The sequence below is a fragment of the Leisingera aquaemixtae genome, assembly GCF_019801145.1.
Lineage (GTDB): Bacteria > Pseudomonadota > Alphaproteobacteria > Rhodobacterales > Rhodobacteraceae > Leisingera > Leisingera aquaemixtae_A.
Genome location: NZ_JAHVJQ010000001.1, coordinates 705,041 through 723,827 on the forward strand (window position 1 = coordinate 705,041; position 18,787 = coordinate 723,827).

Below are 18,787 nucleotides of genomic sequence, written 5' to 3' on the forward strand. Positions count from 1 at the left end.
CCAGCGGCTGTGCCTGCTGCATCCAAGCGTGGCATTTTTGCGCGCTGATCGGCGGATCTTTACCCTGCGTCCGGGCCGCGTCAGAATAGCACTATTCAGCCGCGCCAAAACCCGCTATGAATTTGTTTAACACTAAACTATCTAGCCTTCAGGGGGAGCTGACCACCATGGCCGCTAGAAAAAGCGCAAAGAAACCAAACGTTTCTGCCGAAGAACTGACGAAACACTACCGCGAGATGCTGCTGATCCGCCGATTCGAGGAAAAGTCGGGCCAGCTCTACGGCATGGGCCTGATCGGCGGCTTCTGCCACCTCTACATCGGCCAGGAAGCGGTTGTCGTGGGCCTGGAGGCCGCCGCCGAGGAAGGCGACAAGCGGGTCACCTCCTACCGCGACCACGGCCACATGCTGGCCTGCGGCATGGACCCCGACGGCGTGATGGCCGAACTGACCGGGCGCGAGGGCGGCTACTCCAAGGGCAAGGGCGGCTCCATGCACATGTTCTCGAAAGAGAAGCATTTCTATGGCGGCCACGGCATCGTCGGCGCCCAAGTGCCGCTTGGCGCCGGCCTCGCCTTTGCCGACAAGTACAAGGGCAACGGCCGCGTGACCTTCGCCTATTTCGGCGACGGCGCCGCCAACCAGGGCCAGGTCTACGAGACCTTCAACATGGCCGCCCTGTGGAAGCTGCCGGTGGTCTTCGTGATCGAGAACAACCAGTACGCCATGGGCACCGCCCAGCAGCGCTCCACCTCCAGCGCCGAGATCTGGGAACGCGGCAAGGCCTTCGGCATCCCGGGCGAAGCGGTCGACGGCATGAATGTCCTAAGCGTCAAGGAGGCCGGCGAGCGCGCCGTGGCCCACTGCCGCAGCGGCGACGGCCCCTACATCCTCGAAGTGAAGACCTACCGCTACCGCGGCCACTCGATGTCGGACCCGGCTAAATACCGCACCCGCGAAGAGGTCCAGAAAATGCGCGAGGAGCGCGACCCGATCGAGCAGGTCCGCGAGATGCTGCTGACCGGCAAGCACGCCACCGAAGAGGATCTCAAGGCGATCGACAAGGAGATCAAGGAGATCGTCAGCAAATCCGCAGAATTCGCCAAGGAGAGCCCGGAACCGGCTCTGGAAGAGCTGTGGACCGACATCTACGACGAGGCGTGACCGATGCCTCATTTTGAAATTCACGCAAGCGACGTAGAGCAGGCCAAGGCCTTCTACACCGGCCTGCTCGGCTGGAGCTTCGACCCGATGCCCGGCGGCGAAGACGTTGGCTATCACCTGATCGAAGGCAACCAGATCGGCATGGGCCTCGGCCTCACCGGCGGTCTGATGCAGCGCCTCGGCGATGCGCCGGATGCAGGCAGCCCTGTGCGCGGCGGCACCATGACCTTTGAGGTCGCGGACTGCGACGAACGTTACGCCTGGGCGCTGGCCAATGGCGGCGCCGAGGCACTGCCGCCGACCGACTACCCCGGCATCGGCCGCTGCGCCTATGTGGAAGACGGACAAGGAAACATCGTCGGGATGATCACCCCGGCCCCGGAGGGAAACTGAGACATGGCAACTGAAATTCTGATGCCCGCCCTGTCGCCGACCATGGAGGAAGGCACCCTGGCCAAATGGCTGGTCAAGGAAGGCGATACCGTGAATTCCGGCGACATCCTCGCCGAGATTGAAACCGACAAGGCGACGATGGAGTTCGAAGCCGTCGATGAAGGCAAGGTCGGCAAGATCCTGATCGGTGAAGGCACCGAAGGCGTGAAGGTCAACACCCCGATCGCGGTGCTGCTGGAAGACGGCGAAAGCTACGATGCCTCCGCTGCCCCTGCCCCGGCTGCTGAAGCCCCGGCTCCCGCAGCTGAGGCTCCCGCAGCCCCCGCCGCCGCTGCTGCCGCGCCTGCGCCGGTTGAAAGCCGCGTGCTGGAGCCGGACTACCCGGAAGGCACCGAGATGGTGCAGACCACCGTGCGCGAAGCGCTGCGCGACGCCATGGCCGAGGAAATGCGCCGCGACGAGGACGTGTTCCTGATGGGCGAGGAAGTCGCCGAGTACCAGGGCGCCTACAAGGTGTCCCAAGGGCTTCTGGACGAATTCGGCTCCAAGCGGGTGATCGACACCCCGATCACCGAGCACGGCTTTGCCGGCATCGCCACCGGCGCGGCCTTCGGCGGCCTGCGCCCGATTGTCGAGTTCATGACCTTCAACTTCGCCATGCAGGCGATTGACCACATCATCAACTCGGCGGCCAAGACGCTCTATATGTCCGGCGGCCAGATGGGCGCCCCGATGGTGTTCCGCGGCCCCAACGGCGCCGCCGCCCGCGTCGCCGCCCAGCACAGCCAGGACTACGCCGCCTGGTACATGCAGATCCCGGGCCTCAAGGTGGCGATGCCCTACTCCGCCGCCGACGCCAAAGGCCTGATGAAGACCGCGATCCGCGACAACAACCCGGTGATCTTCCTGGAGAATGAAATCCTCTACGGACGCGCCTTCGACGTGCCGAAACTGGATGATTTCACCATCCCCTTCGGCAAGGCCCGGATCTGGCGCGAAGGCTCTGACGCCACCATCGTCTCCTTCGGCATCGGCATGCAATACGCGCTGGAAGCCGCCGACAAGCTGGCCCAGGACGGCATCGCGGCTGAGGTCATCGACCTGCGCACCCTGCGCCCGATGGACCTGCCCACGGTGATTGAATCGGTCAAAAAGACCAACCGCCTGGTGACGGTCGAAGAAGGCTGGCCGCAGGGCTCCGTCGGCAGCTACATCGCCTCCGAGGTGATGCAGCAGGCGTTCGATTATCTGGACGCGCCGGTCATCACCTGCACCGGCAAGGACGTTCCGATGCCCTACGCCGCCAACCTGGAACGCCACGCGCTGATCACCACGGATGAAGTGGTCGAGGCCGTGAAGCAAGTGACCTACCGCTAAGGACGAAGATGGAAATCAGGGGCCGCGATCCCGAAACCGAATGCTACCGCGTCACGCTGACCGTCGACGGGCGCACAGTCACCGCACTGGTTCCCGAACGGCTGGCAGCAGACACACGGCTGATCGGCTCGCGGCCCTCCCATCAGGAAGCCTACGTCTGGATGGCGGAGAAGAAAGACAAGATCGAAGCCGCGATCACTTTGCTTGCCCGCGGCACCCGGCGCCCCAGGGCGCCCTATGACCAAATTGTTCTGATTGAGGAGCGCTGACATGCCCACCGAAATCCTGATGCCCGCGCTTTCTCCCACCATGGAGGAAGGCACCCTTGCCAAATGGCTGGTCAAGGAGGGTGACACCGTCTCCTCCGGCGACCTGATCGCCGAGATCGAAACCGACAAAGCCACCATGGAATTTGAAGCCGTGGACGAAGGCGTGGTCGGCAAGATCCTGATCGCCGAAGGCTCCGAGGGCGTGAAGGTCAACACCCCCATCGCGGTGCTGCTGGAAGACGGCGAAAGCGCCGACGACATCCCGTCCGCCGGCACCTCTGACGGCGGCGGCGCCCCGGCCAAGGCTGACGCCCCTGCCGCCGCAGAAGCCCCCGCAGCCGCCCCCAAGGAAGAGGCCAAAGCCGCCCCCGCCGCGCCGCAGGGCGCCGACGGCAGCCGCATCTTCGCCTCCCCCCTGGCGCGCCGCATCGCCGCCGACAAGGGCCTGGACCTGAGCCAGATCACCGGTTCCGGCCCCAAGGGCCGCATCGTCAAGGCCGACGTCATGGACGCCAAGCCGCAGGCCGCCGCCGCAGCTAAGGCAGGCGGCACCGACACTGGCCCCGCCGCAGCAGCCCCCGCTGCCGCAGCAGCCCCTGCCGGCCCCTCCGCCGACATGGTTGCCCGCATGTACGAGGGCCGCGAGTTTGAGGAGGTCAAGCTGGACGGCATGCGCAAGACCATCGCCGCCCGCCTGACCGAGGCCAAGCAGACCATCCCGCATTTCTACCTGCGCCGCGACATCCAGCTCGATGCGCTCTTGAAATTCCGCGGCGAGCTGAACAAGCAGCTTGAGGGCCGCGGGGTGAAGCTCTCGGTCAACGACTTCATCATCAAGGCGGTTGCGCTGGCGCTGCAAGCGGTGCCGGACGCCAACGCGGTCTGGGCCGGCGACCGGGTGCTCAAGATGAAAGCCTCCGACGTGGCGGTGGCCGTCGCCATCGAAGGCGGGCTGTTCACTCCGGTGCTGCAGGACGCAGACAGCAAATCGCTCTCGGCGCTGTCCTCGCAAATGAAGGACCTGGCGTCGCGCGCCCGCGACCGCAAGCTGGCCCCGCATGAATACCAGGGCGGCAGCTTCGCGATCTCCAACCTCGGCATGTTCGGCATCGACAATTTCGACGCCATCGTGAACCCGCCGCACGCGGGCATCCTGGCGGTCGGCTCCGGCGTCAAGAAACCTGTTGTGGGTTCGGACGGCGAGCTGAAGGTCGCCACCGTGATGAGCGTTACCATGTCGGTCGACCACCGCGTCATCGACGGCGCCCTCGGCGCGGACCTGTTGAAGGCGATCGTCGACAACCTGGAAAACCCGATGGTGATGCTGGCCTGATCCGACGCATCAGTGCAAAACACCAAAGCCCCGGCCTCAGCGCCGGGGTTTTTTGTGTGTGATACAGCCGCTCGTCTCAATTGGCCGCTTCGAGCCCACAGCAGTCCTTGGCCACCCAGTAGCACCTCGCATGTGCAACACGTCGCGAACGACGGTTACCCGACCTTCGTGTGGCACAGCGGACAGCCAGAATTGGGTTCCTGTAGGTCTGCAACTCTCCAGTAAGCAGGTTGCCTTGGTAGAAGATTCATGTGACTTCCGACATAGGTCAATACTGTTTGAGCAAGGGCGCTCGCAGCTAAGGTGCGGATAATGAATTCCAAATTTCTTACTTCACTTTTCTTCGCCACCTTTCTTCCTGCAGCTACAGGTGCAGGTGGGTTACTAGAAAGGCAGGACTGTGAATCTATTTCCGCTTACGACCGAGAAAATAGTCTGTCCTTTCCAGAGCGGTTTGCGAAAATGGCACATCAGCGCGAATATTGCTTTGATGATGGTGCTGCATGCCAAGTGCCTTTGATGAAGCGTGTAGAAGATTTCTATGTTGTTGTTCGAGGGGAAAGACATTTCGCTTCTGATCAGTTGTCGCAGGTAGCAGGGGATGCCCTGGTCAACGTTGCTAAACAAGTACTGAAAACAACAGGGATTAGGCCTTTGTTCACTAGACCCAGCGGGGCCAGTAACTTTGCTTACCTAGTTTTTGTTGACAAAGAGATAGCCAACGACAGGTTCGACGACTATGTGACAGGTTGGATCACACCGGATAGCGTTGCAGCAAATGCTGACGGTAAAGCTGAGCTTCGAAGGATTTTCCAAAACTTCCTAGATGTCGATCAACCCTGCATGGTGATTAATCACCTAACTGACCACAACAGGATTGAGAGAGCGCAAATCTGGATCCGTGCAGATTTGGATGAAGTCCAGATGCGAAGATGCATTGCGGAAGAGTTTTATAACTCGCTCGGGCTGTCAGAGGGTGTAGAGGTTGGAAGCATTTTTGATTTCCGTTTTTCGCATGGCGCGGATGATGTTGAGCTTTCAAGTTTCGATTTGCTTCTTCTAAAAATTTTGTACTGGAAAGAAATTCCAATTGGATCGACAAGGGGGCAGTCTGTTAAATCGGTCGAGCGATTATTGGCCACTGACTGCAAGATAAAACAGTGAACTCGGAAGCATGAGATTGCATAGGTTCGTTGTCAATGCTGCGAAATTCCCGCGACTTCTGATCCCTTCCGAAGAGGCGCGCCAGAGCATCCAAAAAGATGACGACCTCACGGGGGCTTTTGTTATTTCAGGGGCGGCGTTTTCTGGACGAAGGCAGCAACGAGCCCAAAGCCGCCGCCCTTCGTAGCAATAATTAATGCCGTGTTCGTTTTCCGAAACTAATTTGAACTCGATGGAATACTGAAGGTTAGGTGAAGATTTTCTTATGCTGTTGTTGAGTAAGTTCAGTCTCGGACCGAAGTTGTCCGCAATTTATTTCTGCTTAATCCTGCCAAGCATAACATTTGCCGAGGATCGAGGCGATCTACACTCAGCGCCCAACTTCCATGAGCATCTTGAAAAACTGGATAGTTGCATTTCCAAGGGGGTGGATGATGGAAGTCAACTCATTGATTGTTATCGACATATTACAGGAATTTGCGTCAGGGATGTCCCGGTTGGGGAAGATATCTCGCCTTGCCTGTTTGAGGAAACACGCTTCCTTTCAACTCAATTGAGGGAAGAGTTGATCGAGAAGGGCTTTAGCAATTCCCAAGCGGAAAAAGTGGTTGGCGAGATTACAACTCATTGCGATAAACTGGATGACGTGGTTGATCACGTCTGCATCCAATCTGCACTTGCCGCAGAGCTCCTTGCACTTCGTCTAGAGTTCATACCCCAAGAATAGATCTACCGGTCAGGGTGACTCAATTGAACGGCAGCAAGGTCCCGCACAGTGTGCACTGAGACAGCTAGATCTACAGTTCAGCCATCAGCCATCGGGACTCAAAAAAGGGAGCGCCCCCGCCCCCTTTTCACCTTTCCCAAAATACTCACCTGCGCCACAGCCGCCGCCAGCACCCCGCCAGCGGCGGCGCCATGCCAGCGGCGGCGCGCCGCTCAGTACTGGAACCCGGGCGTCGAGGCCGACAGCGCCTGCTCCGCCTCATCCATATCCGCCGGGATGCCGTCAAACAGCGGCGTCGACAGATAGCGCTCGCCGGTATCCGGCAGCACCGCCAGCAGCACAGAGCCCTCCGGTGCGGTCTCGGCCACCTTCATCGCCGCCGCCAGGCTGCCGCCGCTGGAAATCCCCGCCAGGATGCCTTCCTCCGCCGCCAGCCGCCGGGACCACTTGATGCTGTCCTCGCCGCTCACCGGCTCCAGCGCGTCGAAATACCCGTTGTCCAGCGCCTCCTGCAGCACCAGCGGGATGAAATCCGGGGTCCAGCCCTGAATCGGGTGCGGGGTGAAGGCCGGATGGGTCGCCGCAGGCTCGCCCTCCTCGTTGCGTTCCTGCGCCTGTCCCGACTGCACCAGCGCCGCATTGGACGGCTCGCTGAGGGTGATCTTCAGATCGGGGCGCGCGCCCTTCAGCACCCGCCCCAGGCCCGAAACCGTGCCGCCGGTGCCATAGCCCAGCACCACATGGTCCAGCCGCTGCCCGTCAAAATCGCCCAGGATTTCCCGCGCGGTGGTGCTCTCGTGGATGTCGGCGTTGTCCTTGGTCTCGAACTGATGCGCCAGGAACCAGCCGTTGGCCTCCGCCAGTTCCTTGGCCTTCACCACCATGCCGACCGCCTTGTCTTCCTTGCGGGTCAGCACCACCTTGGCGCCTAGCATCCGCATCAGCTGCCGCCGCTCGACCGAGAAGCCGTCGTGCATGGTAATGACCAGCGGGTAGCCCTTGGCGGCGCAGACCATGGCAAGGCCGATGCCGGTGTTGCCGCTGGTGGCTTCCACCACGGTCTGGCCCGGCTTCAGCCGGCCTTCGCGCTCCGCCGCCTCGATGATGTTCAGCGCCAGCCGGTCCTTCACCGATCCCGCCGGGTTGAACGCCTCGAATTTCACATACATGGTCACATGCGCCGGAGCGATATTGTTCAGCCGGATCGCAGGCGTGTTGCCCACCGTCTCCAGGATCGAGCCAAACAGCCGCCCGCGGCCTTCGGTTGTATAAATCATGATCTGTCCCCCAAATCGAAACTGCAGATAACTATCGTGTTCCACAGGAATATGCGCGCCGGCGCAGCCAGGTTCAAGCCAGCCCGGGGCCGCGGGCAGCGATAAGGACCAGCCTCCGCCGCCCTTGCCGCAATGCGGAACCGCAGCGGCCGCCAGCCGCGCCCCGCAGATCATTTACCGCCGCCAACACGCTATTAGAAAACAATTTTCCCGGACAGGCCAGGCAGGCCGGACAGAAAAAAGGGGCGCATTCCGCGCCCCTTCTTCTTTGCAGAAATACGAGATGCGCCAACGCCGGCGGCGCAGGCCTCAGTCGCTGCTGGTGCCGTTCGGGAACCGCTGGTCCATGTTGACCGAGGGCTGATCGCAGCCCGCCTCGCCGACGATGCGCGCCGGGATGCCTGCCACGGTTTTGCACGGCGGCACCTCTGCCAGCACCACCGAGCCGGCGGCAATCCGGCTGCAATGGCCGACCTTGATATTGCCCAGCACCTTGGCGCCGGCGCCGATCAGCACCCCGTCGCCGATCTTCGGATGCCGGTCCTCTTCCTCCTTGCCGGTGCCGCCCAGGGTCACCGAATGCAGCATCGACACGTTGTCGCCCACCACCGCGGTCTCGCCGATCACGATGGAATGGGCATGGTCGATCATGATCCCCTTGCCGATCACCGCCGCCGGATGGATATCGACGCCGAAGATCTCGGAGATCCGCATCTGGAAGAAATAGGCCAGGTCCCAGTCGCCCTGCTGCCACAGCCAGTGGCCGATGCGGTAGGCCTGAACCGCCTGATACCCCTTGAAGTAGAGGATCGGCTGCAACAGCCGGTGGCAGGCCGGGTCGCGCTCATAGACCGCCATCAGGTCGGCGCGCGAGGCTTCGACGATGCCGGGATCGGACTCATAGGCCGCATCGACGATCTCCCGCAGGATGGTCATCGACATCTCGTTGGAGCACAGCTTGGCGGAAATCCGGTAGGACAGCGCCTTCTGCAGCGATTTGTGGTGCAGGATACAGGCATGGATCAGCCCGCCCATCAGCGGCTGCGAATCGACAGCGTCCTGGGCTTCCTGGGTAATCCGGTCCCAGACGGGATCCAGCGAGGCGACGGCTTGCTGCGTTTTGAACATGGCGATGCATCCTTTCTCCGCTCAAGATAGCCATCTAAGGTCTTTTTCGGCAAACGCAAACCCGTGATGGGCTATATTTCTGATATGAATGACCCGGATCAGCAGCGCCTGCAGGCGCAGATCACCGCCCGGCTGGCAGAGCTTGCGGCAGAGGACGCCCGCGGCGCAGAGGCGCAGGGCGTGGTGGCGCTGGACCAGCAGATGGTGGGACGGCTGTCGCGCATGGACGCCCTGCAGATGCAGGCGATGGCCAAGGCGCAAGCCGCCCGCCGCCAGCTGGAAACCCGGCGCCTGAAGGCCGCGCTGGCCCGCATCGAGGAGGGCGAATACGGCTATTGCGAGGACTGCGGCGAAGACATCTCTCTGAAGCGGCTGGCGCTGGACCCGGCGGCGCTCAAATGCATCTCCTGCGCCTCCGGATAGGTCGGCCTTGAGGTTTTTTTGCTTTGGGCTTTGCCCGGAACGGCCCGCGCCGCGCGCCTGCGGCGGACGGCGCAGGTGCCATGCATCCGCAGGTATGGTCAGCCGCTTGGCCGGAGGGCAGGCAGCGCCTGATGGTGCAGAGATTTTGCTGGGAAGCGCTTGAGGGCGCATCCTGCGTCCTCAAGACGCCTGCCCAAGTGTATAACCAGTCTGACAGCCTCAAGGACAAGCCGCGCCCGGGCGCGGGGGCCTGCGGCCCTCCTTGACCCCGCCAGCCTGACGGGTGGATGCCTCCCCGCCCGTCTCCAGCACTGCCGACAGTTCCCGCAGCACCAGCCGGGTGCAGCTGAGATAGGCCGCATCATCCAGAAACGGCTCCTCCGCCAATTCGAACCGCCGGGCCGCTGCGCTCAGGCTGCCGTCGCCCCAGCTCCGGTGCAGCCTGCCAAGCACTGCGCAATGCGCTGCCGCCTCCGCCGCGCCGCCAAAGATCCGGCGGCAGAGGGAAAGCCGCTGATCCTGCGGCACCCGCAGCAGGGCCCGCGCCACCGCCGACACATCTCCGGGCAGCACCGGCTGCCTCATGCCAGCACAACCTTGGCTGCAAGGCCCGCACCGAACCGGGCAGACCGCTGCGCCACCTCGATCACGTCACCCGCCTGCGCCCCGTCCGCCGCCTGCCAAGCGGCCGGATAGCTCCAGGAGGTGCTGGCGGAAACCGCCTCGCGCAGCACCGCGGAGCCGCGCAGCACCCGGATGCGGTAGGATTCGGTCTCTTCGCCGAGCGGCACCTCTTCCAGGTCCCAGCTGTCACCCTCGATCCGGGTCCGGCGCACCCAGGTGACGCCGGTGTCCTGCCCCAGCCCCCCGTCCAGCCGCAGATGCACCGGCGCATAGGGCCTCAGGCCGATGCCCTCAAACGCTTCCTGCAGATGCAGGTAGGACGGATCCTCCAGCCCCCGCTGGGCCGGGCCGATCCGGTAGTGCCGCAGCCTGCGGCGCTGCTCCGGCGACAGGTCCATCTGCACCGGCGTGCCATCGAGCAGCACGACATACGACCCGGCAGGCCAGACCTGCGGCATCAGCGCGTCGCTGCCCAGCTGGCCGCGCAGGCGGCCGCGCAGAAGATAGGTCTGCGGCGCAATCAGCTCCGCCTCGCGGAACTGGAACAGCTCCCAGTTGCCGGCCGTGCCGTCGCCGATGACCGCGGCATTGGCGCCGTTAAGCACCGCTTCGGCGCTGCGGCTCTCCAGCGTGCCAGAAATCAGCTTCACCTGCAGATCCTTGCCCAGGTCCCAGCGCCCGGGTCCGGCGGCAAACAGCGGCGTCTGCGTGACGCCAATGACCTGCCGCGCCGCAACCACCTGTTCCAGAGCGTAATTCTCATCCGCTTCCGATCCATAGACCGCCACGCTGCCCGGCCAGGCCGCGGCGGTCAGCGCCAGATGCGGCGCATGCGGCACCTCGTCGCCGCGCATCAGCGGCAGATCCATGAACAACGGCAGCACCGGCCCGGGCGCGGCAAAGGCGTTGACCCCCGGCAGCTCCTCCGCCACCGCGGCCAGGTCATAGGTGCCGGGCTCGATCCGCACCGCCTCCAGCATCTGCGCCTCTGCCTGCTCGACCCGGTCGATGCGGTAGAACTGGTCCTTGCCCTCCACCGGCAGCGAGACCACATCCCCCGCACCAAGATGCAGCATCGAGGGCGGCAGCGCGAACCGGACCGTGTCGCGGGAGATCCGCGCCTCTGCCAGCCAGCGGCTGACGGTCTGGCGCGCCTCGGCCCTTGTCAGCGACAGCGGCAGCTCGTTCTGGCTGGCGCTGTGCGTTGCTTCATCCGGCAGCACCGCCTCCACCGACCGCACAGCATGGTCGCCGCCCCACTCGGTGAAGCGCAGCCGCACCCTGCCCGCCAGTTCCGCCTCGCTGGCGCGGCTCAGCTCCAGGCTGCTGTCCATCTCATCGCTCACCGCCAGATGCTCCGGCAGCAGCGACGTGCCGCTGCTGCCCTTGCGGGACCGGAACATCAGGACGCCGCCGCGTTCCACCGCGTCGAACCCGTGCCGCAGCATCAGCGGCTGCAGCACCGCGCGGGCGTCGGCCACATCCGGCACGACATAGCCATGCACCACGCCGTAAAGCTGCGAGACATCAATGTCCTGCAGCCCGGCGCGACGGCACACTTCCTCCACAATCGAGGCCAGCGTGCGCTGCCCGGCCCGCCCGTTCAGCCAGTGGCCGCGCAGGTAGTTTTCGCCGTCGTTCCAGACCTTGCTGCGGCTGGGAAAGGCCGGAAACGGCCGGGCGTCCCAGGCCCAGACATAGGCGTTGGCCATGTCCAGCATCGGCCCGCCGTATGCCTCGGAAACCGGATTGTTTTCCGCCGCGCCCCAATAGCCCAGAATGGCCCGCAGATACTGGATCTGCATCAGATCGTCCCGCATCCCGTTGGAATGATACGGCAATCTGGATTCTGAGCTTTTCGGGTCCAGGAACTTGTTGGGCTGGTTGGTGCCCTTGTCGATGGCGGCGCAGCCCAGTTCGGTGAACCACACCGGCTTCGACTGCGGCACCCAGGCGGTGGGCGCCTCCTGCCGCACCCCGCCAATCCGCTCGTGGTGCGGATTGCCCCACCAGCCGCGGATGTCCTTGTAGCGCCACACCCAGGGCTCGCCGTGCGCCCCGTCGGTGATTGGGGTGCGGATCTGCGCCGCCCGCGCGCCGCCGGATCGGTAGTACCAGTCGAACCCCTCGCCGCCCTCCACATTGCCGCGCAGGTAACCAAGGTCATAGATGGCCGGCACGCCCGCCTGCGCATCCAGATGATCCTCGCCGCCGCGCCAGTCGCTCAGCGGCATGTAATTGTCGATGCCGATGAAATCGATGTTGTCGTCCGCCCACAGAGGGTCGAGGTGGAAATACCGGTCGCCCTCCGGCGACTGGTAGCCCCAGTACTCCGACCAGTCGGCGGCATAGCTGATCCTGGTCCCGGCCCCCAGCAGCTGGCGCACCTCTGCCGCCAGCGCCCGCAGCCGCGCCACCGCCGGAAAGCCATTGGCGCCGCGGATCTGGGTCAGCCCCCGCATTTCGGAACTGATGCAGAAGGCCTCGACCCCGCCAGCCGCCTTGCACAGCGCCGCATTGTGCAGGATGAAGCGGCTGAGGGTCCATTCCTGCGGGCCGCTGTAGCTGACGCTGCCGCCGCTGACGCTGAAATCGCTGGCCGTGACATTGCCAAAGAACGCCGCCACCTGCGCATCCGCCGCGGCGGTGCCGTCCGGCGATCCGGGCTGGCCCGGTGCCGCGGACAGGGTGATGCGCCCGCGCCAGGGCAGATGCGGCTGGCCGACGCCGCCGGTCCAGGGGTCGGGCAATGTGTTTCCTTCCGCCTGGTCCATCAGGATGAACGGGTAGAACATCACCCGCAGGCCCCGCTTGTGCATCTCCTGGATCGCCTGGATTACTGAGCCGTCGGCCGGCGTGCCGCCGTATTGCGGCGTGCCGTCCTTGGTCAGCACCCGCTCCGCCGCGCTGCGGCTCAGGCCGCTGACGGACCACGCCATGTCGCCCTCGGCGTCCTTGTGCTCCACCTTGGGTTTCAAGCGGCAGCTGCCGCAGCGCAGGTCATTGCCGAACCACGACACGATGAGCGAGGCCGCGCCACAGGCCGGCAGTTCCTTGCGCAATGCGGTCAAAGAGGTCTTGAGGTCGGACATCCCTGCGTGCGTATGCTCATTGGCGGCCTTGGCATCCCCCGGCCCGCCGGAATAGGTCACGCGGCCGACCGCCAGCGCGTATTCGCCGGTTCCCGGCATCAGCGCCACGCCCTGCACCAGCTGGCCCAGATCCTCTGCATGGGTGCTGCTGGCGGGCTGTTCGGGGCGCAGCACGTCAAAGGAGAACTGCGGCACCCGGTTGCCGAAGCGCGCCAGCGGCACATCCTCCATCACCACGTAAGCCGTGCCGCGGTAGGCAGGCACTTTGCCCGCGCCCTCGACCGCCTCCATCACCGGATCGGGCAGCTGATCGGCGGTGCCGCGGTAGACGCGCATGTTCAGATCCTTGGGCGACACTTCCTCGCCATCGGCCCAGACCCGCGAAACATGGGCCACCTCCCCCTCGCAGAGCGCAACCGCCAGCGACACGGAGTAGCTGTAGGTGGTCACCTCCGGCTCCGGCGGCCGCGGCCGCCCCTTGCCGCCGCCCCCGCCGCCGGTGGTGGTGGAGGTCTCCAGAAACCGCGAGGACCAGATCACCTGGCCGCCCAGCCGCATCCGGCCATAGACCTGCGCCACCGGCTCTCCTTCGCTGGCCTGGGTCAGCCGGAAACGGTCGACCTTGCCGGTCTCCACGGCTTCGGCGCCGCTGCCCATCAGCCGCTGGTCGATGAGCCGCCCCAGGGTGGCGCCCACCGCCCGGCCGATCACCGCAGAGGACAGGCCCATGACGCTGCCGCCGATTGCGCCGCCAATCGCCGCGCCGGCGGCGGAAAGAACTATGGTTGCCATCAGATCAGCTCCTTGGGGAAATGAAACCGCGCCACGATGCGGCGCTGCCAGGGCGGACTCAGCGGGCTTTCGACAACCCCGTGGCCGGCGTAGGCGTGGATGAATGCGGGGCCTTTTGCCAATTTAACCGCCCGGGCCAGCGGGACGGTTGCTGCCCTCGCGTTTCGTTCTTCAGCAATGCTTTGAAGACCCAGATGCTTTGCCACCGATCCTTCGCGCATCCGGAACAGGATCACATCGCCGGCGGCGGCCTCACCTAGGGGTTTCGCCAGCAGATGCCGCGCCGCCGCCTGCCACAGCGCCTCGGCGCCCTGCGGCTCCGACCAGTCCATCGTATAGGCGGGCGGCGCTTCGGGCTCAGCCCCGTAAAGCTCCCGCCACAGGCCCCGGATCAGGCCCAGGCAATCGCATCCCGCGCCCTTGCACGACGCCTGGTGCACATAGGGCGTGCCGATCCAGCCCCTTGCCGCTGCCACCACCCGGCTCATCGCCTGCTGCCCCCGGTGTTGGAGCCCGAACGGCGCGGCACCGCCATCACCCAGTCCTCGCCGGGGATGTCGGGGAAGCCCTGAAAATTCAGAATGTTGTTGAACTTCAGCCGGCAGCTTTCCAGCCGCTTGTCGCAGCCGGCCTCCAGCCGCACCAGATCGCCCGGCGCAACCCGTGCGCGGATCGGCTCCCACAGCGAAACCCTGCGCCCCGCGGCGTCGGCCTGATCCGCCTTCACCGCGGCCCACAACCCCTCTGCCGCGCCGCTCAGCACCGTCAGGCGGCCATCGTCGAACCAGCCCGGCTCAAACCCCGGCAGCGCGTCCCAGCGGAAATCCTGGCTGCGCACCACCTCTGCCGCTTCCAGCTCCGCGGCATAGCCGGGTGTCTCCAGATCAAAACGGCAAGCGGCATCGCCCAGCACCGCGGTGCAGGGCTTCTGGTAAACCCGCCCCAACGGCTGGTTCAGCGCCTCAGTGAGCCCGCGCAGCTCCGCCTCAAAGGCGCCGCCGGCGCGGCGGATCTCGCCGATGGAGCCGCGGAACTGCAGCCAGCGCATCGAAACATCCCGCCAGTTGACCAGCCAGCAGCGCACCTCGGCCCCGTCAAAGCGGCCCGCCTCGATGTCCTCCTCGCGCACCGCGGCATCGCTCAGAACCCCCAAAGCCTCGGTGTTGTCGACCGACAGGCCGGTGGCCTGCTGCACCGCCCGCGCCGTCAACCCGCTGCCGGGCTGGAAGGTGATGCCGTCAAAGGACAGGACGCAGTCGTGGTCGGTGAATCCCAACACCGCGCCGTCGCGCCGGGTCAGTGCCCAGGCGCGGCAGACGGTGGTGATGCCGGATTGAAGATGGGCGCGCAAGTTATTGGGAACACTGCTCATACCCGCACCTCCACCACCGGAACGGCAGGTGCCTCGCCGACCTGGAATGACGCCACGCTGGTCTGGATGCTGGCAGTGTCAAAGCGCACCGGCACGTCGAATTCAAACCCGGCGCTGATGCTCAGCCCCTTCTCCGGCGGGTGCGCCAGGGTGATGAGGCCGGTGGCGGTGTCCAGCTCGTAATCGACGCTTTCGCGCAGCTCATCCTGCTCGATCCCAACCCGCACGGTGCCCGCAACCGGCTTGGCAATCGGGCGCTGGTAGGTGAACTCACCGGACCGGTAGGTCTTGGCGAGCTGGAACGCCACGGTGCTGCCGTCACCGGTGGCGATCACCTGATCGTCGAACGCTACCCCGGAGCTGGGCCGGGCGGATTTGTAGTCGCTCCAGTCCTTCCAGCGGAAGCCGTAAAGCTGCCCCTGGCGCGCCTCGAAGAAGGCGATCAGCACCTCGATATCCTCCAGCGCGCGCAGGCCCAGCCCGGCGTCATAGCGGCGGCGGGAGTGCGCCCAGGGGGTGTTGCGTTCCTCGAACCCGTTGGCCAAGGTCACCACATCGGTGCGCCGCTCAGGTCCGCCGACGGAGCCGAAGCTGAGCGAGGCGGGAAAGCGGACTTCGTGAAAATTCATGGTGTTAACCTCCATCCTTAACGGTTGCGCCCGCCGCGGCTCAGAGCCCGCGACAGCTGCGCGGCGATCTGGCTGCGGCTGCGTTCAAAGCCTTTGACGTCGGGGGTGGAGACATTCATCACCACGTTCACCGCGCCGCCGCCCTGGCTGCGCACACCCAGCGAGCCGTCGGCGCCGCGGGTCAGCGGCAGGATCGCCTCCGGCCCGGCCTCGCCCATCAGCCCGGTGGCGCCGCGCATCGGAAACGCCACCGGCCCGGTGACGATGCCGCCCTTGGCAAATGGCATCACCTTGCCCTGGCTGAAGGCGGCACCGTTGGCGAAAGGCAGAATGGTTCCGATCAGACTGCCGATACCGTCGGATATCAGCCCGCCCACATGGTTGGTGACCGGTTTCATCGCCGCGTTATAGGTGGTGCGGATCATTGAGCGCGCCAGCGTGTCCATCGCCTCTGACAGGCTGGCGCCATCGAACACAAGATCGTCAAAAGCGCGCCGCAAGCCCTTGGAAAGACTGCGGTCCAGAATCTGGGCGTCGCGGCCGGTCTCGGAAAAGCCTTCCTTGACCCGCGCCAGCACCTCGGCAAAGGCGGCGGCCATGCCAGAGGCGCCGTCGAGCGCTTCTCCCAACGCCTCGCCCTGCAGTTCCAGTTCCGCCATCGCGGATGAGTCAGTCATCTGTTGTCTCCTTGTCCTGCGGGCTTGCCGGGCTGGCGGCGTCCGGGAAGTTCCTCATCAGCGCCGCCAGCCGGTCGCGGCCCAGCGGCTGCGGCGCAGCAGCGTCGCCCAGCATCAGCCGCAGCTCAGCCGGGGTTAGCTGCCAGAAATCGCGCGGCAGCAGCTTCAGCCCCGCGATCCCGGCGCGCATCAGGGCGGGCCAGTCGAGCGCGCTCATGGGCTGTCCGGCACGGCAAAGCTGCGCACCAGAAGTTCCGCCGCCACCCGTGCCGCCTGCATCGGGCCGCCGTCTATGGCGGCGGAGGCGAGGTCCTCGCGGCTGAGCTCATGCCCGCCGCCCTGCAGTCCGGCTGCCAGCAGCGCCAGCACGTCGCGGGCGGAAAACCGGCCCTGCTCGAACCGCTGCACAAGATCCACCAGCGTGCCTTCCTCCAGCGCGGCCTCAAGCCCCGCCAGCGCACCCAGCGTCAGCTTCAGCGCGTAAGGGGTTCCATTCACGAGCAATTCTGCCTCGCCTGCGTGCGGGTTCACCATCGGATCACACCGCCGCAAAGCTGAGCTGGCCGGCGCTGGCGAGCGACAGCTCATAAGTTGCCTCGCCATTGTGGCTGCCTGCGTATTCCAGGGCGGTCACCTGGAACGGCCCCTGCACGATGCCGAAATCGGGGATGATGACCTGGAACTCCGGCGTGAGCCCGTCAAAGAACAACTGCCGCGCGCGTTCGTCCGTCGCCTCGTCCCGGAAGATGCCGGAGCCGGAAATGCTGGCGGACCGCACGCCGGCGCCGGCCAGCAGTTCGCGCCAGCCGCCCTGGCTTTCGAGGCTGGTCACATCGACGCTTTCGGCGTTGAAGCTGATGCGGGTGGCGCGCAGGCCGGCGATGGTTTCGAACAGGCCGGCGCCGTTCATGTCCACTTTGACCAAGAGGTCCTTGCCGTTTTGAACTGTCATGGGGTTTCTCCATGTATTTCAATTGGTTTCATGGGTTTCTGCGGTTCAAATATCATCCACCCGCGCCCGGAACCGGAGGGTGATTTGCCGGCCGCCGGTGCTGAGCCGCTCCGCCTTGGCCCGGTCGAACCAGAGGCCCGTCATCTGGCCGCGCGGCAAAGGCACCGCGGCGCCGACCAGCGCGTCGCAGACGGCCGCGGCGGCGGATTTGGCGGTGGCAAAGCCGGCCATGTCGGTGGTGACGGTGACAAAGAAGCGGTGTTCGGCCCCGCCTGCGGTCTTGTCGGAGCGGTCCAGCACCTCTTCGCTGCCAAGCGCCACATAGGTCTGCGGCAAGGGGCCTGCGGGGAGAGCGTCATAGATGGCGCTGCCGACCAGGGCGGTCAGATCCGCATCGCCGGTCAGATGGGTGTAGACGGCGGATTGCAGCCCGCCTGCGATGGCGTAGGTCATGTGCTCACCTCCTCAACCGCGAAACAGGTGAGGTACCGGCCTGCGGGTTCGCTTTCCGCAACCGCATCAATGCGGTAGAGGCGGTTCCCGTCGCGGAAGCGCTGATCAGGGCGCGGGCGGGATGCAAAACCATCCGGGGAAGCGCGCAGGGTGATGCGGTATTTCTGCAAAGACAGGCTGTCACTGCTCAGACGCCCGCTGAGGGGTTTCACCTCAGCCCAGAGGGTGCCAAGCGCGACCCAGGTTTCCGTGTATCCGCCGGCGCCGTCGGGGCTGCGCTGGGGGTCCTCCAGCACCAGCTTGCGGGTCAGGTTCGGGGGGCGTTTCATGCCAGGCCTCCCAAGGTCAGCCGCAGGCTGCGGTAGCGTTCGATCAGGCTGGTGACGCCAAAGGGCATGCAGCCGCCATGCAGGCCGGTGTCGGCCCGGTATTCGTAGTAATGCGCGGCCAAGAGCATCACCGCCTGGGCCAGATCGGCGGGCAAACCGCCCCAATCTGCGGCCATGCCGGCCTGCAGGGTGATCCGTGCCAGACCGCCGGCGGTAATGGCCGGCAGCAGGCTGGCGGCTGGGCACAGGTGCGGGCGCTGGCTGTCGCGCTCCAGATGGTAGGCGGCGGGATCCAGAACCGTCTCCGCACCGCTGGCGTCGCGGACCACCACCTCTGTCACTTCCTGTACCGGGGCGATGGGGAACACCATCCGGGCGCGGTCGCGCCAGTGGCGGATCTCCAGCTCGAAATCGCGTGTAATCAGCGCCTTGCCGGTCCTTCCTTCGATCGCGGCCAGGGCGGCGCGCAGAAAGCCAAACAGCACCTCGTCCTGCAGGCTGTCCTCGCCAAAGCCGGTGCCCATACGCAGATGCGCCTTGAACTGGGCCAGCGGCAGGGCGGCCTCGGGCACGGGGGTCACTTCGCTCAGCATCATCATCTCACTCCTGCGGG

Annotated in this window: 22 protein-coding genes; 8 read left to right on the forward strand and 14 right to left on the reverse strand. The window is 65.1% G+C overall.

The features are described from left to right. Positions 1-167 precede the first annotated feature (167 nt). The 7 genes from pdhA (at position 168) to KUW17_RS03450 (ending at position 6,426) form a co-directional block, all read left to right on the forward strand. On the forward strand, positions 168-1,163 hold the full coding sequence (gene pdhA / locus KUW17_RS03420; RefSeq protein ID WP_222475918.1) for a pyruvate dehydrogenase (acetyl-transferring) E1 component subunit alpha: 996 nt from the start codon (positions 168-170) through the stop codon (positions 1,161-1,163). A 3-nt stretch (positions 1,164-1,166) separates the two neighbouring features. Further along, the gene (locus KUW17_RS03425) at positions 1,167-1,556 is read left to right on the forward strand and encodes a VOC family protein (RefSeq protein ID WP_222475919.1); all 390 of its coding nucleotides are present in this window, start codon (positions 1,167-1,169) and stop codon (positions 1,554-1,556) included. A gap of 3 nt (positions 1,557-1,559) precedes the next feature. Next, positions 1,560-2,933 (forward strand): pyruvate dehydrogenase complex E1 component subunit beta, encoded by a 1,374-nt coding sequence (locus KUW17_RS03430; RefSeq protein ID WP_222475920.1) that lies wholly within the window; start codon positions 1,560-1,562, stop codon positions 2,931-2,933. A gap of 8 nt (positions 2,934-2,941) precedes the next feature. Further along, positions 2,942-3,202, forward strand: a complete 261-nt coding sequence (locus KUW17_RS03435; protein WP_222475921.1) for a hypothetical protein — start codon at positions 2,942-2,944, stop codon at positions 3,200-3,202. A gap of 1 nt (position 3,203) precedes the next feature. Next, complete coding sequence (locus KUW17_RS03440; RefSeq protein ID WP_222475922.1) at positions 3,204-4,535, forward strand: pyruvate dehydrogenase complex dihydrolipoamide acetyltransferase; 1,332 nt, start codon at positions 3,204-3,206, stop codon at positions 4,533-4,535. A gap of 312 nt (positions 4,536-4,847) precedes the next feature. Continuing rightward, positions 4,848-5,699: a DUF2927 domain-containing protein gene (locus KUW17_RS03445; protein WP_222475923.1), complete on the forward strand. Its 852-nt coding sequence runs from the start codon at positions 4,848-4,850 to the stop codon at positions 5,697-5,699. Between the two features lie 427 nt (positions 5,700-6,126). Next, the gene (locus tag KUW17_RS03450) at positions 6,127-6,426 is read left to right on the forward strand and encodes a hypothetical protein (protein WP_222475925.1); all 300 of its coding nucleotides are present in this window, start codon (positions 6,127-6,129) and stop codon (positions 6,424-6,426) included. Between the two features lie 212 nt (positions 6,427-6,638). Here the strand turns inward: KUW17_RS03450 and cysK are convergent, their stop codons facing one another. Beyond that, entirely contained in the window at positions 6,639-7,703 is a 1,065-nt protein-coding gene (cysK, locus tag KUW17_RS03455; protein WP_222475926.1) for a cysteine synthase A, read from the reverse strand. A 309-nt stretch (positions 7,704-8,012) separates the two neighbouring features. Further along, positions 8,013-8,831 carry a serine O-acetyltransferase gene (gene cysE, locus KUW17_RS03460; RefSeq protein WP_222475927.1) on the reverse strand — a complete coding sequence of 273 codons (819 nt, stop codon included), beginning with the start codon at positions 8,829-8,831 and terminating at the stop codon, positions 8,013-8,015. A gap of 66 nt (positions 8,832-8,897) precedes the next feature. Here cysE and KUW17_RS03465 point away from each other — a divergent pair, with 66 nt between their 5' ends. Continuing rightward, complete coding sequence (locus KUW17_RS03465; RefSeq protein WP_261396952.1) at positions 8,898-9,254, forward strand: TraR/DksA family transcriptional regulator; 357 nt, start codon at positions 8,898-8,900, stop codon at positions 9,252-9,254. A 219-nt stretch (positions 9,255-9,473) separates the two neighbouring features. On the opposite strand, the gene KUW17_RS03470 is transcribed toward KUW17_RS03465, so the two are convergent. Genes KUW17_RS03470 through KUW17_RS03525 form a run of 12 tightly spaced genes read right to left on the reverse strand, consistent with a single transcriptional unit; the run spans position 9,474 to position 18,770 of the window. Continuing rightward, the gene (locus tag KUW17_RS03470) at positions 9,474-9,839 is read right to left on the reverse strand and encodes a hypothetical protein (RefSeq protein WP_261396953.1); all 366 of its coding nucleotides are present in this window, start codon (positions 9,837-9,839) and stop codon (positions 9,474-9,476) included. Continuing rightward, a complete protein-coding gene (locus tag KUW17_RS03475; protein WP_222475928.1) occupies positions 9,836-13,762 on the reverse strand; it encodes a glycoside hydrolase/phage tail family protein in 3,927 nt (1,308 codons plus the stop codon). The genes KUW17_RS03470 and KUW17_RS03475 overlap by 4 nt, the downstream gene beginning before the upstream one ends. Beyond that, entirely contained in the window at positions 13,762-14,250 is a 489-nt protein-coding gene (locus KUW17_RS03480; protein ID WP_222475929.1) for an NlpC/P60 family protein, read from the reverse strand. The genes KUW17_RS03475 and KUW17_RS03480 overlap by 1 nt, the downstream gene beginning before the upstream one ends. Continuing rightward, on the reverse strand, positions 14,247-15,134 hold the full coding sequence (locus KUW17_RS03485) for a DUF2163 domain-containing protein (RefSeq protein WP_222475930.1): 888 nt from the start codon (positions 15,132-15,134) through the stop codon (positions 14,247-14,249). The genes KUW17_RS03480 and KUW17_RS03485 overlap by 4 nt, the downstream gene beginning before the upstream one ends. Then, positions 15,131-15,763 carry a DUF2460 domain-containing protein gene (locus tag KUW17_RS03490; protein ID WP_222475931.1) on the reverse strand — a complete coding sequence of 211 codons (633 nt, stop codon included), beginning with the start codon at positions 15,761-15,763 and terminating at the stop codon, positions 15,131-15,133. Before KUW17_RS03490 ends, KUW17_RS03485 begins: the two co-directional genes overlap by 4 nt. Positions 15,764-15,780: 17 nt before the next feature. Further along, a complete protein-coding gene (locus tag KUW17_RS03495) occupies positions 15,781-16,440 on the reverse strand; it encodes a phage tail tape measure protein (RefSeq protein WP_222475933.1) in 660 nt (219 codons plus the stop codon). Beyond that, positions 16,433-16,657, reverse strand: coding sequence for a rcc01693 family protein (locus KUW17_RS03500; protein WP_222475935.1), 225 nt, complete (start codon positions 16,655-16,657; stop codon positions 16,433-16,435). Before KUW17_RS03500 ends, KUW17_RS03495 begins: the two co-directional genes overlap by 8 nt. Next, the gene (locus KUW17_RS03505) at positions 16,654-16,974 is read right to left on the reverse strand and encodes a gene transfer agent family protein (RefSeq protein WP_222475937.1); all 321 of its coding nucleotides are present in this window, start codon (positions 16,972-16,974) and stop codon (positions 16,654-16,656) included. The genes KUW17_RS03500 and KUW17_RS03505 overlap by 4 nt, the downstream gene beginning before the upstream one ends. A 4-nt stretch (positions 16,975-16,978) precedes the next feature. Continuing rightward, positions 16,979-17,392 (reverse strand): phage major tail protein, TP901-1 family, encoded by a 414-nt coding sequence (locus KUW17_RS03510; protein WP_039170035.1) that lies wholly within the window; start codon positions 17,390-17,392, stop codon positions 16,979-16,981. Positions 17,393-17,437: 45 nt separating this feature from the next. After that, positions 17,438-17,845 (reverse strand): DUF3168 domain-containing protein, encoded by a 408-nt coding sequence (locus tag KUW17_RS03515; RefSeq protein WP_222475939.1) that lies wholly within the window; start codon positions 17,843-17,845, stop codon positions 17,438-17,440. Next, a complete protein-coding gene (locus KUW17_RS03520; RefSeq protein ID WP_222475941.1) occupies positions 17,842-18,174 on the reverse strand; it encodes a head-tail adaptor protein in 333 nt (110 codons plus the stop codon). Before KUW17_RS03520 ends, KUW17_RS03515 begins: the two co-directional genes overlap by 4 nt. Next, positions 18,171-18,770, reverse strand: coding sequence for a head-tail connector protein (locus KUW17_RS03525; RefSeq protein WP_222475942.1), 600 nt, complete (start codon positions 18,768-18,770; stop codon positions 18,171-18,173). Before KUW17_RS03525 ends, KUW17_RS03520 begins: the two co-directional genes overlap by 4 nt. Positions 18,771-18,787: the final 17 nt, after the last annotated feature.

What these genes read in the sequence shown, in the direction of transcription:
- pdhA (WP_222475918.1), top strand. Translation starts at nt 168, where the DNA reads ATGGCCGCTAGAAAAAGCGCAAAGAAACCAAACGTTTCTGCCGAAGAA.
- KUW17_RS03425 (WP_222475919.1), top strand. Translation starts at nt 1,167, where the DNA reads ATGCCTCATTTTGAAATTCACGCAAGCGACGTAGAGCAGGCCAAGGCC.
- KUW17_RS03430 (WP_222475920.1), top strand. Translation starts at nt 1,560, where the DNA reads ATGGCAACTGAAATTCTGATGCCCGCCCTGTCGCCGACCATGGAGGAA.
- KUW17_RS03435 (WP_222475921.1), top strand. Translation starts at nt 2,942, where the DNA reads ATGGAAATCAGGGGCCGCGATCCCGAAACCGAATGCTACCGCGTCACG.
- KUW17_RS03440 (WP_222475922.1), top strand. Translation starts at nt 3,204, where the DNA reads ATGCCCACCGAAATCCTGATGCCCGCGCTTTCTCCCACCATGGAGGAA.
- KUW17_RS03445 (WP_222475923.1), top strand. Translation starts at nt 4,848, where the DNA reads ATGAATTCCAAATTTCTTACTTCACTTTTCTTCGCCACCTTTCTTCCT.
- cysK (WP_222475926.1), bottom strand. Translation starts at nt 7,703, where the DNA reads ATGATTTATACAACCGAAGGCCGCGGGCGGCTGTTTGGCTCGATCCTG.
- cysE (WP_222475927.1), bottom strand. Translation starts at nt 8,831, where the DNA reads ATGTTCAAAACGCAGCAAGCCGTCGCCTCGCTGGATCCCGTCTGGGAC.
- KUW17_RS03465 (WP_261396952.1), top strand. Translation starts at nt 8,898, where the DNA reads ATGGGCTATATTTCTGATATGAATGACCCGGATCAGCAGCGCCTGCAG.
- KUW17_RS03470 (WP_261396953.1), bottom strand. Translation starts at nt 9,839, where the DNA reads ATGAGGCAGCCGGTGCTGCCCGGAGATGTGTCGGCGGTGGCGCGGGCC.
- KUW17_RS03475 (WP_222475928.1), bottom strand. Translation starts at nt 13,762, where the DNA reads ATGGCAACCATAGTTCTTTCCGCCGCCGGCGCGGCGATTGGCGGCGCA.
- KUW17_RS03480 (WP_222475929.1), bottom strand. Translation starts at nt 14,250, where the DNA reads ATGAGCCGGGTGGTGGCAGCGGCAAGGGGCTGGATCGGCACGCCCTAT.
- KUW17_RS03485 (WP_222475930.1), bottom strand. Translation starts at nt 15,134, where the DNA reads ATGAGCAGTGTTCCCAATAACTTGCGCGCCCATCTTCAATCCGGCATC.
- KUW17_RS03490 (WP_222475931.1), bottom strand. Translation starts at nt 15,763, where the DNA reads ATGAATTTTCACGAAGTCCGCTTTCCCGCCTCGCTCAGCTTCGGCTCC.
- KUW17_RS03495 (WP_222475933.1), bottom strand. Translation starts at nt 16,440, where the DNA reads ATGACTGACTCATCCGCGATGGCGGAACTGGAACTGCAGGGCGAGGCG.
- KUW17_RS03500 (WP_222475935.1), bottom strand. Translation starts at nt 16,657, where the DNA reads ATGAGCGCGCTCGACTGGCCCGCCCTGATGCGCGCCGGGATCGCGGGG.
- KUW17_RS03505 (WP_222475937.1), bottom strand. Translation starts at nt 16,974, where the DNA reads ATGGTGAACCCGCACGCAGGCGAGGCAGAATTGCTCGTGAATGGAACC.
- KUW17_RS03510 (WP_039170035.1), bottom strand. Translation starts at nt 17,392, where the DNA reads ATGACAGTTCAAAACGGCAAGGACCTCTTGGTCAAAGTGGACATGAAC.
- KUW17_RS03515 (WP_222475939.1), bottom strand. Translation starts at nt 17,845, where the DNA reads ATGACCTACGCCATCGCAGGCGGGCTGCAATCCGCCGTCTACACCCAT.
- KUW17_RS03520 (WP_222475941.1), bottom strand. Translation starts at nt 18,174, where the DNA reads ATGAAACGCCCCCCGAACCTGACCCGCAAGCTGGTGCTGGAGGACCCC.
- KUW17_RS03525 (WP_222475942.1), bottom strand. Translation starts at nt 18,770, where the DNA reads ATGATGCTGAGCGAAGTGACCCCCGTGCCCGAGGCCGCCCTGCCGCTG.